Origin of the sequence: Thermotoga sp. 2812B, assembly GCF_000789335.1 — a bacterium.
GTDB lineage: Bacteria > Thermotogota > Thermotogae > Thermotogales > Thermotogaceae > Thermotoga > Thermotoga maritima.
In genome coordinates this window covers 659,668-676,469 of the sequence record NZ_CP003408.1, presented here as the reverse complement: position 1 = coordinate 676,469, position 16,802 = coordinate 659,668, and the positions used below count along the sequence as shown (strand labels likewise).

At 45.7% G+C, this 16,802-nt stretch carries 15 protein-coding genes; 14 read left to right on the top strand and 1 reads right to left on the bottom strand.

Annotation, left to right across the window (positions count from 1 at the left end; genetic code table 11):
- Window positions 1-6 precede the first annotated feature (6 nt).
- The 6 genes from T2812B_RS03410 (at window position 7) to T2812B_RS03385 (ending at window position 7,431) form a co-directional block, all read left to right on the top strand.
- Window positions 7-645, top strand: coding sequence for an L-ribulose-5-phosphate 4-epimerase (locus T2812B_RS03410; RefSeq protein ID WP_004082992.1), 639 nt, complete (start codon window positions 7-9; stop codon window positions 643-645).
- Between the two features lie 11 nt (window positions 646-656).
- Window positions 657-2,177: an FGGY-family carbohydrate kinase gene (locus tag T2812B_RS03405; protein ID WP_008193744.1), complete on the top strand. Its 1,521-nt coding sequence runs from the start codon at window positions 657-659 to the stop codon at window positions 2,175-2,177.
- A gap of 3 nt (window positions 2,178-2,180) precedes the next feature.
- Window positions 2,181-3,392: a sn-glycerol-1-phosphate dehydrogenase gene (locus T2812B_RS03400; RefSeq protein ID WP_008193742.1), complete on the top strand. Its 1,212-nt coding sequence runs from the start codon at window positions 2,181-2,183 to the stop codon at window positions 3,390-3,392.
- 67 nt (window positions 3,393-3,459) lie between these two features.
- On the top strand, window positions 3,460-3,912 hold the full coding sequence (locus T2812B_RS03395; protein ID WP_008193739.1) for a PadR family transcriptional regulator: 453 nt from the start codon (window positions 3,460-3,462) through the stop codon (window positions 3,910-3,912).
- Entirely contained in the window at window positions 3,909-5,642 is a 1,734-nt protein-coding gene (locus T2812B_RS03390; RefSeq protein ID WP_008193738.1) for an ABC transporter ATP-binding protein, read from the top strand. Before T2812B_RS03395 ends, T2812B_RS03390 begins: the two co-directional genes overlap by 4 nt.
- Entirely contained in the window at window positions 5,635-7,431 is a 1,797-nt protein-coding gene (locus tag T2812B_RS03385; RefSeq protein ID WP_008193735.1) for an ABC transporter ATP-binding protein, read from the top strand. The genes T2812B_RS03390 and T2812B_RS03385 overlap by 8 nt, the downstream gene beginning before the upstream one ends.
- 26 nt (window positions 7,432-7,457) lie before the next feature.
- Here the strand turns inward: T2812B_RS03385 and pfp are convergent, their stop codons facing one another.
- A complete protein-coding gene (gene pfp, locus T2812B_RS03380; protein WP_004083005.1) occupies window positions 7,458-8,717 on the bottom strand; it encodes a diphosphate--fructose-6-phosphate 1-phosphotransferase in 1,260 nt (419 codons plus the stop codon).
- Window positions 8,718-8,934: 217 nt separating this feature from the next.
- Between pfp and T2812B_RS03375 the strand changes: the two genes are divergently transcribed.
- The 8 genes from T2812B_RS03375 to T2812B_RS03340 all read left to right on the top strand — a co-directional run bounded on the left by T2812B_RS03375 (window position 8,935) and on the right by T2812B_RS03340 (window position 16,799).
- A complete protein-coding gene (locus tag T2812B_RS03375; protein ID WP_008193731.1) occupies window positions 8,935-10,038 on the top strand; it encodes a citrate synthase/methylcitrate synthase in 1,104 nt (367 codons plus the stop codon).
- Window positions 10,031-11,287, top strand: a complete 1,257-nt coding sequence (locus T2812B_RS03370; RefSeq protein ID WP_008193729.1) for a 3-isopropylmalate dehydratase large subunit — start codon at window positions 10,031-10,033, stop codon at window positions 11,285-11,287. Before T2812B_RS03375 ends, T2812B_RS03370 begins: the two co-directional genes overlap by 8 nt.
- Window positions 11,288-11,300: 13 nt before the next feature.
- Window positions 11,301-11,801, top strand: coding sequence for a 3-isopropylmalate dehydratase small subunit (locus tag T2812B_RS03365; RefSeq protein ID WP_008193726.1), 501 nt, complete (start codon window positions 11,301-11,303; stop codon window positions 11,799-11,801).
- Between the two features lie 12 nt (window positions 11,802-11,813).
- Window positions 11,814-13,061, top strand: coding sequence for a glutamate-5-semialdehyde dehydrogenase (locus T2812B_RS03360; protein WP_008193725.1), 1,248 nt, complete (start codon window positions 11,814-11,816; stop codon window positions 13,059-13,061).
- Window positions 13,062-13,063: 2 nt separating this feature from the next.
- Window positions 13,064-14,119 carry a glutamate 5-kinase gene (gene proB / locus T2812B_RS03355; protein ID WP_008193722.1) on the top strand — a complete coding sequence of 352 codons (1,056 nt, stop codon included), beginning with the start codon at window positions 13,064-13,066 and terminating at the stop codon, window positions 14,117-14,119.
- Between the two features lie 525 nt (window positions 14,120-14,644).
- On the top strand, window positions 14,645-15,415 hold the full coding sequence (locus T2812B_RS03350; protein ID WP_008193719.1) for a DeoR/GlpR family DNA-binding transcription regulator: 771 nt from the start codon (window positions 14,645-14,647) through the stop codon (window positions 15,413-15,415).
- Entirely contained in the window at window positions 15,412-16,347 is a 936-nt protein-coding gene (pfkB, locus tag T2812B_RS03345) for a 1-phosphofructokinase (RefSeq protein ID WP_012310649.1), read from the top strand. The genes T2812B_RS03350 and pfkB overlap by 4 nt, the downstream gene beginning before the upstream one ends.
- Window positions 16,347-16,799, top strand: a complete 453-nt coding sequence (locus T2812B_RS03340; protein WP_008193715.1) for a PTS sugar transporter subunit IIA — start codon at window positions 16,347-16,349, stop codon at window positions 16,797-16,799. Before pfkB ends, T2812B_RS03340 begins: the two co-directional genes overlap by 1 nt.
- The last annotated feature ends 3 nt before the right edge of the window (window positions 16,800-16,802 follow it).

Sequence of the window (16,802 nt, the reverse complement as noted above, 5' to 3'; positions counted from 1 at the left end):
TAAATCATGTACGAAAAAGAAAGGAAAGAGCTATACAATGCCCATCTTCTGTTGGAAAAATACGGTCTTGTCGCTTACACAAGCGGTAACGTGAGTGTGAGAATCGGTGATCATGTTCTGATAAAGCCCTCCGGTGTTCCATACACCGAGCTGAAACCAGAAGACTTCGTCGTGGTGGACCTTGAAGGAAACGTGATCGAGGGAGAGAAGAAACCTTCCGTCGATACAGCCACACATCTGTATCTCTACAAACACCTCGACTGGGCAAAATCCGTGATTCACACTCATTCAACATTCGCCATGGTGTGGGCAATTCTCGAAAAATCAATCCCCGTTCTTTGCACGGCACATGCGGATGTTTTCGGAGAGGAGATTCCTCTTACAGAATACGCTCCTGTAGGATCCGAGGCGATTGGAAAAGCTGTTGTGAAAGTGATTGGAAAATCCGGTGCTGTTCTTCTCAGAAAACACGGTGTTATGATCGTGGGGACCTCTGTGGACGATGCGGTGAAAAAGGCGATTTTCCTTGAGGAGGTAGCAAAGGCAGCGTACTTTGCGACACTTGCAGGAAAACCCACACCATTGCCACCTGACGAGGTGGATCATCTCTACAATCAGTACCACACCAAGTACGGTCAGAAGTGAGGAGGGGGAACATGTACCTCATCGGAAGTGATATAGGAACTCAGGGGACGAAATCCGTCATTGTGAACGAAAAAGGAGAAGTACTCGCTGAGGCTTTCAGAGAGTACGAAGTCATAACTCCAAAACCAAACTGGGCAGAACAGTGGCCTGATGTCTGGGTTAAAGCAGTCTTTGAAACTGTAAAAGAAGTGGTGGAGAAATCTGGGGTATCGAAGAAAGAAATAGCTGGGATTGCCATTAGCGGGCTCTACGGTGGATCGGGCATTCCAGTTGACAGGAACATGCAACCCCTCAGACCCTGCCTCATCTGGATGGACAGAAGAGCGGTGAAAGAGACGGAGTGGGTGAAACAGAACGTTCCCAAGGAAAAGCTCTTCGAAATCACAGGAAATTACGTGGATTCGTACTTTGGCTTTACGAAAATCATGTGGATCAGAAACAACGAACCAGAGATCTGGGAAAAGATCTACAAGTTCATCACTCCTAAGGACTACGTGATCTATCAAATGACGGGAGAAGTTGTCATCGACTATTCCTCTGCTGGAAACCTGGGTGGTGTTTTTGACATCAGAAAGCTCACCTGGTCCAAGGAGATGTGCGATGTTCTCGGAATACCAATTGAGTTTCTCCCCGAGAGAATAGTGAAGTCTTCTGACGTGGTTGGAAGAGTGACGAAAGAAGCTGCGGAATTGTGCGGGCTCCTCGAGGGAACACCCGTTGTAGCTGGTGGAATAGACGCCCCAGTTGCCCAGCTTTCTGCCGGTGCACTTGAAGAGGGAGAACACGTTGCGATGGTGGGTACTTCCACCTGCTGGGGAACGGTCCACGACGGTTCGAAACTGGCTTTCGGGCTTGTGAATTATCCTTACGTGGTTTACGACACTGAAAGGATCTACACATTTGGAGGGTCCGCTACAACGGGGGCTCTCGCCAGGTGGTTTAAGGAACAGTTCGGTGAGAGCGAGACAATCGTCGGTGAAAGAACTGGCATCTCACCGTACCAGCTCTTTGACAAGGAGGTAGCAAACATCCCTGCTGGAAGCGAGGGTATCATCGTTCTTCCATACTTCATGGGTGAAAGATCTCCGATATGGGATCCTACCGCAAGGGGTGTGTTCTTTGGGGTCACTCTCTATCACAAGAGAGCACACCTCTACAGGGCACTAATGGAAGGAGGAGCGTATGCCCTGAGACACAACATGGAAGAGGGCTTGAAAGCTGGTTTGAAACTGAACGACGAGTGCTGGATCGTCGGTGGTGTTTCCAAATCTTCCGTGTGGGTTAAAATATTCGCGGATGTCACCGGTTTCAAAATGAGACAGGTTGCAAGCCTTGTGGAGGCTCCTTACGGAGATGCCTTCCTTGCGGGACTCGGAACAGGCGTTATAGACAAGCCCGAGAGAATAAAAGAGTGGGTGAAATACAGAGATCCCGTGGAGCCAGATCCGGAGAACAAGAAGATCTACGACAGGTACTACGAAATATACAGAGATCTCTATGAGAGAACAAAAGACCTGATGGCGAGGTTGTGAGGGATGAAGGATATCCTGGGAAAAACCTTCGAGTGCAGTTGCGGGAAAACTCATGAGGTTCCAGATATAGAAATCCTGGAGACATCCATAAGAGAGGCACCGGATGTTTTCCCGGATGCGTTTTTCATAGCAGACCTGAACACCGCTTCCCTGGTGGACTTGCCCGGGAAGCGGTCTTTCGTTTTCAACGAGAGAAGACCCATTGCAACGATGGAAAACGTTGAAAAAATAGTGAAAGCATCTGGAGATTTCCCGGAGATCGTATCGATTGGATCTGGCAGCCTCACAGACATAGCAAGATACGCGGCATATCTTTCTGGAAAGCGTTTCTCGTGTGTTCCCACAGCGCCTTCTGTGGATGCTTATACTTCCACCGTGGCACCTATCCTGGTGAACGGTGTGAAAAAGACCTTCATGGCGATTCCCCCCAGGAGAATCCTTTTAGATATCGAGGTGTTGAGAAACGCACCGATGGACCTTTTGAGGGCTGGCGTAGGAGACATCGTTGCCAAGATTCCCGCGAGAATGGACTGGATTCTTTCACATATCGTTACGGGTGAATACATCTGTGACTTCGTCTGGGACGACATGAAAGATCTGTTGAAAGAAATTCTTTTGAAGTCAAAGGACATTCTCAACAGAGAAAGAAGCGCCATCAAAACACTCATAGAGGCCCATCTCGTTTCGGGAATCAACATGGTCATCATGGGAAATTCAAGGCCGGCGTCCGGTGCAGAACACATGGTTTCCCATCTGATAGAGATGTTTCATGAAGAAAAAGAGGAGATGCCTCCTTTCCATGGCCTGACAGTGATGATAGGAGTTTTTGTTTCGATGAAGGCGTACGAGGCACTTGTAGAGAAAAAAGAGATACCTCTAGAAGAGTACTCCATTGAGGAAAGAAGGAAAGAACTTCTTGAGCTCTTCGAAGAAAGAAAAGTAGAAGAATTTTTAAAAACATACGCCGGGAAGAAACTCCCAAAAATCGAAGCAGATATAGTCAGAGAACCAATGGAAAGCATCTATAAGGAATTTTTCCCCCATCTCAAAAGAACTCTTGAGACGATAGATGTGAACTCGATGATCAACAGCTACAGCAAAGACTTTCTGTCAAAAGTTGTACGTCTCGCAAACACCATAAGGGACAGATTCACCGTCCTGGATGTCTTTGATGGGATGAAGATCCTCAAGAATTTTTCCAAAATAGTGTTTTGAAACATTCCAGGAGTCCGGTATAATTTTTGTTGAAAATCATAACTCTATAGATATATCTGGTGACAGTATGAGAGATACGAAAGGGCATCTCAGATTTCTTGTTCTTCACATAATTTCTCAACAACCCTCTCATGGGTACTACATAATGAAGAAGATCTCCCAGATGGTAGGATCAGAACCTCCGAGTCCTGGTGCGCTCTACCCGATACTCTCTTCCCTCAGGAAGCAGAAATACATCGAAACGTACAACGAGGGGAAAAGAAAGGTTTACCGTTTGACTGATAAGGGGAGAAAGTACCTGGAAGAACACAAAGAAGAGATCAAGAAAGCCCTGGATTTCGCAGAGAGGTTCAGAGTCTTTTCTGAAATTTGTGGTCTTTCCCTGAGAAATGTAGTGGATGTGATTTTCAAAAACGCGAAAGATCTCACACCGGAACAAAAGAAGAAATTAAAACACGCCACGGAAGACTTTGAAAGGAGCGTATACAACATTATCTACGGAGGGAAAAACTCGAAATGAAAACACTCGCCAGATATTTAAAGCTGTACTGGATATTTGCTGTTCTTGCACCGCTTTTCATGGTTGTAGAAGTGATATGTGATCTTTCACAACCCACTCTTTTGGCACGTATCGTCGACGAAGGAATCGCGCGTGGAGACTTTTCTCTGGTTTTGAAAACAGGGATCCTCATGTTGATAGTGGCACTGATAGGTGCGGTGGGAGGAATAGGCTGCACGGTCTTCGCGAGTTACGCCAGCCAGAACTTTGGAGCCGACTTGAGGCAAGATCTCTTCAGAAAAGTTCTGAGCTTTTCTATTTCCAACGTGAACAGATTCCACACTTCATCTTTGATAACGCGTCTCACCAACGACGTAACTCAGCTTCAAAACCTGGTGATGATGCTTCTCAGGATCGTTGTCAGAGCGCCTCTTCTCTTTGTAGGTGGAATTGTCATGGCGGTGTCTATCAATGCGAAGCTCTCTTCCGTTTTGATCTTTTTGATACCTCCCATCGTTCTTCTCTTTGTGTGGCTCACTAGGAAAGGGAATCCTCTCTTTCGAAAGATACAGGAGAGCACTGACGAGGTCAACAGAGTCGTGAGAGAAAACCTCATGGGTGTCAGGGTAGTGAGGGCCTTTCGAAGAGAAGAATACGAGAATGAGAACTTTCGGAAAGCAAACGAATCTCTGAGAAGATCCATCATCAATGCCTTTTCGCTCATTGTTTTTGCACTGCCCCTTTTCATATTCATCGTGAATATGGGAATGATCGCCGTCCTGTGGTTTGGAGGGGTTCTCGTTAGAAACAACCAGATGGAGATAGGAAGCATCATGGCATACACGAATTATCTCATGCAGATCATGTTCTCTCTCATGATGATCGGAAACATTCTCAATTTCATTGTAAGAGCCAGTGCTTCCGCAAAGAGAGTTCTCGAGGTGTTGAACGAAAAACCTGCGATTGAAGAAGCGGACAATGCCTTAGCACTTCCAAATGTGGAGGGGAGCGTTTCCTTCGAAAATGTCGAATTCAGATACTTCGAAAACACCGATCCTGTTCTCAGTGGAGTGAACTTCTCCGTTGAATCAGGATCACTCGTTGCCGTTCTGGGTGAAACAGGGTCCGGAAAGAGCACCCTCATGAACCTCATTCCAAGACTCATCGATCCAGAACGTGGACGTGTGGAAGTCGATGAACTGGATGTTCGGACGGTGAAGCTGAAAGATCTGAGAGGTCACATATCTGCTGTTCCTCAGGAAACCGTGCTGTTTTCGGGAACCATCAAAGAGAACCTGAAATGGGGAAGAGAAGATGCCACAGATGATGAAATCGTGGAGGCGGCGAAGATCGCTCAGATACATGATTTCATAATCAGTCTGCCCGAAGGATACGATTCTCGCGTCGAAAGGGGAGGAAGGAACTTCTCGGGAGGTCAGAAACAGAGACTTTCCATAGCCCGTGCCCTTGTAAAAAAGCCAAAGGTACTGATACTCGACGACTGCACGAGCTCAGTGGATCCCATAACTGAGAAAAGAATACTGGATGGGTTGAAGCGATACACGAAAGGATGTACGACCTTCATCATCACTCAGAAGATCCCAACGGCTCTTCTCGCCGATAAAATCCTAGTCCTTCATGAGGGGAAAGTGGCGGGATTTGGCACCCACAAAGAGTTGCTCGAACACTGCAAACCCTATCGAGAAATATACGAATCCCAGTTTGGAAACGGGGTGATGAACGATGCCTGAGATCAGAAGAAGGCCACACGGACCAATTTTAGAAAAACCCGCACTGAAAAATCCCACGGCCACGTTGAGAAGACTCCTCGGTTATCTGAGACCTCACACTTTCACTTTGATCATGGTCTTTGTTTTCGTCACCGTTTCTTCCATACTTGGTGTTCTCTCACCGTATCTCATAGGAAGAACTATCGATGTTGTTTTCGTTCCGAGAAGATTCGATCTTCTTCCCAGGTACATGCTGATTCTCGGAACGATTTATGCGCTTACGTCTCTTCTCTTCTGGCTTCAGGGAAAAATCATGTTAACGCTTTCCCAGGATGTTGTTTTTCGTTTGAGAAAGGAACTTTTCGAGAAGCTTCAAAGAGTTCCGGTCGGCTTCTTCGACAGAACACCTCACGGAGACATCATAAGCAGAGTCATAAACGATGTGGACAATATAAACAACGTTCTTGGAAACAGTATCATTCAGTTCTTCTCGGGAATTGTGACACTCGCAGGTGCTGTGATCATGATGTTCAGAGTGAATGTGATCCTTTCACTCGTCACACTCTCAATAGTTCCCTTGACCGTTCTCATCACGCAGATCGTCTCCAGCCGAACCAGAAAATACTTCTACGAAAATCAAAGAGTCCTCGGCCAGCTCAACGGGATCATAGAAGAAGACATCTCTGGCCTCAGCGTGATAAAACTCTTCACCCGAGAGGAGAAAGAGATAGAGAAGTTCGACCAGGTGAACGAGAGTCTCAGAAAGGTGGGAACGAAGGCTCAGATCTTTTCAGGTGTTCTCCCCCCTCTGATGAACATGGTCAACAACCTCGGATTTGCCCTGATCAGCGGTTTTGGAGGATGGCTCGCCTTGAAAGACATAATCACAGTGGGTACCATAGCCACCTTCATAGGCTACACGAGGCAATTCACAAGACCGTTGAACGAGCTTTCTAACCAGTTCAACATGATCCAGATGGCGCTTGCGAGTGCTGAAAGAATCTTTGAGATTCTCGATCTGGAGGAAGAAAAAGACGATCCTGATGCTGTGGAACTGAGGGAAGTCAGAGGAGAAATCGAGTTCAAGAATGTCTGGTTCTCCTACGACAAGAAAAAGCCTGTTCTTAAAGACATAACCTTTCACATAAAACCGGGTCAGAAGGTTGCACTGGTGGGTCCCACAGGGTCCGGAAAGACGACGATCGTGAATCTGTTGATGAGATTCTACGACGTGGACAGAGGGCAGATCCTCGTGGATGGTATAGATATAAGAAAAATAAAGAGGAGTTCTCTGAGATCCAGCATAGGCATCGTCCTTCAGGATACTATTTTGTTTTCCACAACCGTGAAAGAAAACCTCAAATACGGAAATCCTGACGCTACCGACGAAGAAATAAAAGAAGCAGCGAAACTGACACATTCCGACCACTTCATAAAGCACCTGCCTGAGGGTTACGAAACGGTCCTCACCGACAACGGTGAAGATCTGAGTCAGGGTCAAAGACAGCTTCTTGCCATAACAAGAGCTTTCCTTGCGAATCCAAAGATCCTGATACTGGACGAAGCCACCAGCAACGTTGACACAAAGACGGAGAAAAGCATACAGGCAGCCATGTGGAAACTCATGGAGGGGAAGACCAGCATCATCATAGCTCACAGATTGAACACGATAAAAAACGCAGATCTGATCATCGTTTTAAGAGACGGAGAAATTGTGGAGATGGGAAAACACGATGAGTTGATTCAAAAGCGAGGCTTTTATTACGAGCTCTTCACAAGCCAATACGGTCTCGTTGTAGAAAAAGAATGAGCCCCGAGATGGGGCTCATGAAAGTTTTATGGAAGCTCTGTCGTATGCCAGTATTTCTTTTTGAATTCTTCAGGTTCCATCTTTGCGAGCTTTGCTAGTTTTTCGAGAGTTTCGGGATCTTCGAGATCTTTCTTTTCCAGCCTTATCATGTATTTTCTTGCTACTCTGTAATCTTCCGATCGAACATCCACCACTCTCACCTTTGTCCTTCCGGTCTTTGGATCCATGAAAGCGTCGAAGGGAAGAATCTTGATTCTGCCACCAACCACGCACACCATCCCGCCAGGGAGATCGGAATAGTCTCCAAGGAGAAATCTCACTGCACCGTAACCGAGTGTTCTGGTGTATACTATGTCGAAAGGTATAGGGCGTGCGCTTCTGAGTTCGTATCCTATTGTGACATCGACGATGTGGATTCTTTCACCTCTTTCAGCGTATCTCCTCTCGATCGCCCGTTTCAGAATGGTGGCGAGCGGGATCTCTGCAAGTCTCAGGTGTCCGTGTGGGTCTTTTTCGACTATCACACCGGGAATGTTGGCGAGTTCTTCAGGATCCATCTTTTCTGCGATACCTTCACCTATGACCGCCACTCCATCGTCTCTTCCCATGAGTTTTCTCTTGAGAATCGCTCCATCAAGAACGTCGCACACTTCTTCGAGCGTCACTCCCTCTTTGAACTCTTCAGGAATGATCGTGATCGTTGCACTCGCCGCTTTTCCAACGCCGAGAGCGAGGTGCCCGGCTTCTCTTCCCATCATGGCCACAAAGTACCACCTGTTCGTTGTTCTTGAGTCTTGCATGAGATTGTAGACGAGCTCTGTGGCTACGTGACGAGCTGTTTCGAAACCGAACGTGGGCATGTTCTCCGGAAGAGGGAGATCGTTGTCTATAGTCTTTGGAACGTGGACCACCTTTATTTCGCCCTTCGATCTTTCACACACTTTGCTCGCGGAGAACGCGGTGTCGTCCCCGCCGATAGTAACAAGATACTTTATCCCGAGCTTTTTGAGAGTCTGAACTGTCTTCTCGAGGGTTTCTTCGGATTTGGCAGGATTCACCCTCGAGGTTCTGAGAATGGATCCACCTTCGATGTGGATTCTGGAGACATCTTCGATGGAAAGTTTTTTCACCATATTCGTTTTTCCCTCTACGAGGTGTTTGAATCCATCGTATATTCCGATCACTTCGAGTCCGTTGTTTATAGCTTCGATGGTAACAGAACTTATCACACTGTTGATTCCAGGTGCCGGCCCTCCACCAACGAGTATCCCCAATCTTTCAGCCACTTCAACCCCTCCCCTTGCTTAATGTCTTCAAAACATATTCTACCAATTTTTCTGCGAAAGTGTTAAATCTTTTTTGAAATGAAAAGCATTAAAATGCCAGCCTGTGCCATGCAGTACTGTTTAACTTTACCTTCAAGTTTGTATGGTAAAATTTCCCAAAGCCCTCCTTCATTTTTAATCGTTCCAGTGTATAGTTATACAACACGGAGGTGTTATTTTGATACAAAAGGGACTGGAAGGCGTCAAAATATGTGAAAGTTCGATATGCTATCTGGATGGCATCAACGGAAGGCTCTACTACCGAGGAATACCGGTTGAGGAACTCGCGGAAAAATCGACCTTCGAAGAAACGGCCTACTTTCTCTGGTACGGAAAGCTTCCCACAAAGAGTGAGCTTGAAGAATTCAAAAGGAAAATGGCAGATTACAGAGAGCTTCCTGATGAAGCCCTTGAAATTCTTTACCATCTTCCGAAAGACCTTCATTACATTGATGTTTTGAAGATATTCCTTTCCATTCACGGTTCCATGGATGGGAACGATGAGGATCTCAGAGAAAAAGCCATCAGGGTTGCCAGCGTCTTTCCCACAATACTGGCTTACTACTACAGGTACTCTAAGGGAAAAGAATTGATAAAGCCAAGAAAGGATCTACCGCACGTTGAGAATTTTTACTACATGATGTTCGGTGAGAGAAACGGAAAGGTCCGTCTTCTGGAATCTGCGTTCATTCTTCTCATGGAGCAGGATATAAATGCTTCTACCTTTGCTGCGCTCGTGATAGCTTCCACACTCTCCGATCTTTATTCCTGTATTGTGGGGGCTCTCGGAGCGCTCAAAGGTCCCCTACACGGTGGTGCGAGTGAAAAGGTTCCGCCCATGCTAGAAGAGATCGGAAGTGAAGACAGGGTGGAAGAGTTCGTTCAAAAGTGTCTGAAAGAGAAAAGAAAGATCATGGGATTCGGGCATCGAGTTTACAAAACTTACGATCCGAGAGCGGTGTTTTTGAAGAGAGTTCTTCAGGAACACTTTCCAGATAGCAAACTGTTCAGAATCGCCAGCAAGCTGGAAGAATACATCGTTTCTAACAAGATCAAAAACATATACCCGAATGTGGATCTGTATTCGAGCGTTCTCTTCGAAGAGCTCGGTTTTCCAAGGAACATGTTCACTGCCCTGTTTGCAACTGCTCGCGTTGTCGGATGGACCGCTCATGTGATCGAATACGTGAGCGACAACAAGCTGATCAGACCAACTAGTGAGTACGTGGGTCCTATGGATGTCGAATACATTCCTATCGAGCGGAGGGATGAGAATGGGTAAGACACTCGCAGAAAAGATCTTTTCTGAACATACTGGAAGAGACGTGAAAGCCGGAGAAATCGTACTCGCGAGAGTGGATATAGCCATGGCCCAGGATGGAACAGGCCCCCTGATGATAAACGAATTCAGAGAACTCGGCTTCAAAGAAGTGAAGGTCCCGAAGGCCTTCCTCTTCATCGATCACGCTTCTCCGAGCCCGAGGAAAGAGCTTTCGAATTCGCAGAAGATGATGAGAGAATTTGGAAAAGAGATGGGAGTCAAGGTTTTCGATGCGGGAGACGGGATATCCCACCAGATCCTCGCGGAAAAATACGTGAAACCCGGCGATCTGGTAGCAGGTGCGGATTCGCACACCTGCACTGCCGGTGGGCTCGGTGCTTTCGGAACGGGAATGGGGTCCACAGATGTTGCGATCATCTTCGGGCTTGGACAGAACTGGTTCAAAGTACCTGAGTCGATCAAAGTTGTGGTGAACGGGAAGTTACAGGATGGAGTTTACGCGAAAGACATTATTCTCGAGATCGCGAGAATTCTGGGAAGCGACGGCGCAACTTACAAAGCGTTGGAGTTCCACGGAAGCTGTATCGAAAATATGAATGTGGAGGACAGACTCACCATTTCCAACATGGCGGTGGAAGTGGGAGCGAAAGCAGGTCTCATGCCTTCTGATGAGAAGACCAGAGAGTTCCTGAAAAAGATGGGAAGAGAGGAGGACTTCAGAGAGTTGAAAGCAGATCCAGACGCGGTTTACGAGACAGAGATAGAGATAGATGCCACCACACTCGAACCACTCGTCTCTTTGCCTCACTATGTGGACAACGTGAGAAAGGTAAGCGAGGTTGAAAAGGAAAAGATAAAGATAGATCAAGTGTTCATAGGAACCTGTACGAACGGAAGACTCCAGGATCTTGAGATCGCTTTGAAAATTCTTGAGAAACACGGAAAGCACCCGGATGTGAGGCTGATCGTCGGCCCCGCTTCAAGGAAGGTCTACATGGACGCCCTTGAAAAGGGAATAATCAAGAAATTCGTTGAACTTGGAGCGGCAGTTATACCACCGGGTTGCGGCCCGTGTGTTGGAATCCACATGGGTGTTCTTGGAGACGGAGAGAGGGTACTTTCCACGCAGAACAGAAACTTCAAGGGAAGGATGGGAAACCCCAACGCGGAGATATACCTTGCTTCTCCTGCAACGGCGGCAGCCACCGCGGTAACTGGATACATCACAGATCCGAGAAGGTTCATTTGAAGGAGGGTGGAGCATGATAAGGGGAAGAGTCTGGAAGTTCGGTGACAATATATCGACTGACCATATAGCACCTGGAAGGTACTTTCATCTGAGGAACAATCTTGAGGAGCTCGCAAAACACGTCCTGGAAGATGCCATGGAAGATTTCGCAAAGAAGGTGCAGAAAGGTGACATCATCGTGGCCGGCAAGAACTTCGGACTTGGTTCTTCCAGAGAGCACGCTGCGCGTATCATAAAGATCGCTGGTGTTTCCTGTATCGTGGCGAAGTCTTTCGCAAGGATCTTTTACCGAAACGCCATCAATGTGGGGCTTCCGGTTATAGAGCTCAAAGAAGTCGACGAGATCAACCAGGGAGACGAACTTGAGATAGATCTCGAAAACGGTATTTTGAAGAACCTCACAACAGGGAAAGAATACAGATTCACTCCTATTCCGAAGTTTCTCCTCGAGATACTGAAAGAAGACGGTATAGTGAACTATCTGAAAAAACACGGTTCCTTCCCGAAGGTTTAGGGGGTGAGAGTTGTGGATGAACTCCTCGAGAAGGCGAAGAAGGTACGAGAGGCTTGGGATGTTCTGAGAAACGCGACGACGAGGGAAAAGAACAAAGCGATAAAGAAGATAGCCGAGAAACTCGATGAGAGGAGAAAAGAAATCCTCGAGGCGAACAGAATCGACGTGGAAAAGGCCCGCGAGCGGGGTGTGAAAGAATCCCTTGTCGATAGACTCGCCCTGAACGATAAAAGAATCGATGAGATGATAAAAGCTTGCGAGACGGTGATTGGACTGAAAGATCCCGTGGGAGAAGTAATCGATTCTTGGGTGAGAGAAGACGGACTCAGAATCGCGAGGGTGAGGGTTCCCATCGGTCCGATAGGGATCATTTACGAATCCAGGCCGAACGTCACTGTGGAGACCACGATCTTGGCCCTGAAGAGCGGTAACACCATACTGCTCAGGGGCGGATCCGACGCTCTTAACTCGAACAAGGCGATAGTCTCAGCCATAAAGGAAGCGCTCAAAGAAACAGAGATTCCAGAAAGCTCCGTTGAATTCATAGAGAACACCGACAGATCCCTCGTTCTTGAGATGATACGGCTCAGAGAGTATCTCTCCCTCGTCATTCCACGTGGTGGATACGGCCTCATCAGCTTTGTGCGTGACAACGCGACTGTTCCGGTACTGGAAACAGGTGTTGGAAACTGTCACATCTTCGTCGATGAGAGCGCCGATCTGAAGAAGGCTGTTCCGGTCATAATAAACGCGAAGACACAAAGGCCTGGTACCTGTAACGCTGCAGAGAAACTGCTCGTTCATGAGAAGATAGCGAAGGAGTTTCTTCCTGTGATCGTGGAGGAGCTGAGCAAACACGGCGTCGAAGTGAGAGGCTGTGAAAAGACCAGAGAAATCGTGCCGGACGTGGTACCGGCTACTGAAGAGGACTGGCCCACCGAGTATCTGGATCTCATCATCGCCATCAAAGTGGTCAGAGATGTGGATGAGGCAATTGAGCATATAAAGAAATATTCCACAGGACATTCCGAATCGATTCTGACTGAAAACTATTCGAACGCTAAAAAGTTCGTTTCAGAAATCGATGCCGCAGCCGTTTACGTGAACGCTTCGACCAGGTTCACAGACGGTGGACAGTTCGGATTCGGTGCCGAGATCGGAATCAGCACTCAGAGATTCCACGCAAGAGGTCCTGTGGGACTCAGAGAGCTCACCACGTACAAATTCGTCGTTCTTGGAAATTATCATGTGAGGGAATGATTATGAAAGTCGTTGTAAAGGTTGGAAGCAACCTGCTTGTGGGAAGTTCTGGCTTGAGAAAGTCTTACATCGCAGAACTCTGTCGCGAGGTTGCACGTTTGAAAAGTCAAGGGCACGAAATTTCCATCATCACATCTGGGGCCCGCGCTGCGGGCTTTACTTATCTTGGAAAAGGAAAGAGAACACAGGACCTTCACATAAAACAGGCTCTCTGCGCTGTGGGACAGGTCCAGCTCATGAAGGTGTACGAAAACGCCTTCGATTTCTATGGCATCAAAATCGCCCAGATCCTGCTCACAAGGGACACTTTTTCCAACAGAAAAAGGTACCTGAACCTCAGAAACACACTGATCGGACTCTCGGAGTTCGATGTTGTACCCATCGTGAACGAAAACGACACAGTTGCAACAGAGGAGATCACACTCGGTGACAACGACACGCTCGCTGCCATGTTCTCGATAGCCTGGGATGCGGACTTCCTTGTGCTTTTCACAACGGTGGATGGAGTCATCGATGAGAACGGAAAACTCGTCGAAAGATTCGACGAGTCGGTGAAACTGAAAGATATGGGAAAGAGCAGCTGGGGAACTGGTGGTATCAGATCCAAGATAGAATCTGCGTTGATGGCTTCAAGATGCGGTGTGAAAGCGACCATATGCAGCGGAAACGACGTTTCAAACCTCACAAGGTTTGTGAAGGGAGAACCTGTCGGTACTGTTTTTGAACCACAAGGACGCTTGAAAGCAAAAAAAGCCTGGATTGCCTTTCTCTCAGAACCTGCAGGAAAGATATACGTAAACAAAGGAGCTGAAGAGGCACTCAAAAGCGGTAATAGCCTTCTGCCTGTTGGTGTCACAGGTGTGGAAGGAACGTTCGATGTGGGAGATGTGGTGGAGATAGTGAACGAAGAAGGAGAACTCGTCGGTCGAGGAATCGTGAATTACTCGTCTTCGGATCTGGAGAAAATAGCGGGTCACAAATCTTCCGATTTGAGAAAGATCCTCGGATACGAAGGAAACAAGGTGGTCGTTCACATAGACAACATGTGGGTAGCTTAAAAAAGCCCGCCGGGTGGCGGGCTTTTTTCTCCTCATCACTAAGGAAAAACTCTCCAAAATCCCTTTTGTTCCCACCTTATTTTTTCATGAATTACCGCACCTTACAGAAGGTGTGACTTCCCGTTTCAACCCCTGATGGCTCGTAGACCCCTTTCGGGTTCCGCCGCCAGAACACGGTCCACGGGTATGAACTCGGACGGTTCCCACCCTACTCGACGACAGCGATTTTTGGTCGTAGTTGTAATCGTATTATAGCATATTTCACAAATTCATCCCCACCTTAAGATGGTGTCTTCTTTGCACTTTGTTTGATAAAAAGTTCAAAATCTTTTGCCCACCTCAATTTTTATATTTTCCACCTGGATACCATGTTTGTTTCTGTAATCTAATCGTTATCTGTATTTAATTAAAAATCTTGACTCATGGCATCTTTATAATCTAGAATGAGAAATGATCATGAACAATCACAATATGTCATAATCAATCATAAAGCGATCACAATCGATCAAAAAAGGAGGAATGAGTATGTTCGCGGAAGAAAGAAGAAATCGAATAGCACAGATCATAAAAAGTGGAAAAAGTGTGAGAGTTTCGGAACTTGCAAAGCTTTTTGAGGTATCTGAGTCTACCATCAGAAGAGATCTCAGAGAACTTGAGAATCTGGGGATATTAAAGAGAACACATGGAGGAGCCATTGATAGTTCCCTCACATCTTTTGAACTTTCTTTTGATGAAAAAGAAGAAAAATTTAAGAAGGAGAAAGAGTGCATTGGAAAGATAGCCGCTTCTTTCGTGAGAGATGGCGATACCATAATTTTGGATGCAGGGACAACAACAAAATACATTGCTCAGAACATAGTAGCTAAAAATGTGACCATAATAACAAATTCTGTAAATATAGCGAATGATTTATCCAATAACGATAACTTTGAAGTGATTGTAACAGGAGGGATCATAAGGACGAAAACCAAAGCACTTGTTGGGGATATTGCACAGATGGTTCTCAGACAGTTTAGAGTTGACAAAGCCTTTATTGGTGCGAACGGTGTATCTATAAAATATGGAGTAACAACTCCTAGTCTTATCGAAGCAATGATAAAAAGAACCATGATAGAAATATCTAAAGAAAGATTTTTAGTCGTTGATAGTTCAAAATTTGACCAGGTGACTTTTTCTTTCATATGTTCTGTAGAAGACTTAGACTATATCATCACTGATAGTATTTCAGAAGATCAAAAACGTGAGTATGAAAAGCTAGGAATAAATATTATCACAGGGAAGGTGATGACGGATTGATTTATACAGTTACACCCAACCCTGCAATTGATATCACCATTTACATTGACACATTGGAAAGAGGGAAAGTTAATAGAAGTCGCTATTTCTTGATGGATGCTGGTGGAAAGGGGATCAATGTTTCAAAAGTGATAAAAATCCTGGGGGGAAAATCAAAAGTACTTGGTTTTCTTGGCAAGGAGAATAGTTCCTGGTTCACAAAATATCTTCAAGATATGAAATTAGACTTCGACTTCGTCTTGGTTGAAGGTTTTACAAGAACGAACATAAAGATAGTTGAGGAAAAAGATGAGGTATATACAGATCTTAATCAGAATGGATTTGAAATAACAGAAAAAGACAAGAATGTTCTGTTAGATAAACTGAGAACCCTGGCAAATCCAAATGACATTTTCGTCTTGTCCGGAAGCCTTCCCTCGGGAGTAAAAGCGGATTTCTATGTCGAGATTATCAGACTTTTGAAAAGGAAGGGAACAGTTGTTATTTTCGATGCAGATGGAACAGCCCTTAAATATGGTTTGGAGGGGAACCCCGATATTCTAAAGCCAAATATCAACGAACTTCAGAGTGTTCTAACTCTCAACGAAGAAAATCCATTGGCCATAGCTAGATCTGCAAAATCACTCTTTCAGAAAGGTGTAAAAAAGGTACTCGTTTCAATGGGTGATAAAGGGGCAGTTTTTGTTACAGAACAAATATCTCTTTATTCAAAAGGAATTCCCGTTGAAGTAAAAAGTACCGCTGGAGCAGGAGATTCCATGGTCGCAGCCATTTCTTATGGTCTTTCAAAAGGGATGAACGATGAGGAAATTTTTAAATTGGCAGTTGCCTGTGCCACAGCAAAGGTAGCAACAGAAGGAGTAAAGCCTCCTATCAAGAAAGATATAGAAAGATTCCTTAAAAAAATAAAATTAGAAAGGTTGGTGATGTAATGGAGTTGGAAAAACTCTTTTCTCCAGGATGTATGAGTTTTGATCTTAGGTCAAAGTCAAAGATAGAAGTCATTGATGAGCTGATCGATCTTCTCCACAAAAGTGGAAAAATAACCAACAAAGAAAAGTTTAAAAAAGCAGTTTTAAAAAGAGAAGAAGAATTTTCAACAGGAATCGGTATGGGAATAGCGGTTCCACATGGTAAGGATAGTTCAGTTAAAGAACCTTGTATCGCTTTTGGTGTATCGAAAAATGGTGTTGATTTCGATTCTATGGATGGAAAACCCGCGTATATTTTCTTTTTGATAGCAGTTCCAGAAGACTCAAGTGACGAACATCTTAGAATATTGAGTTTCATTTCTAGAAAATTAATGCACGAGAATGTTAGAAACAAACTTTTTAATGCAAAATCTTTTGAGGATGTTATAGATGCCTTTACAGAAAGTGAGTAGAAA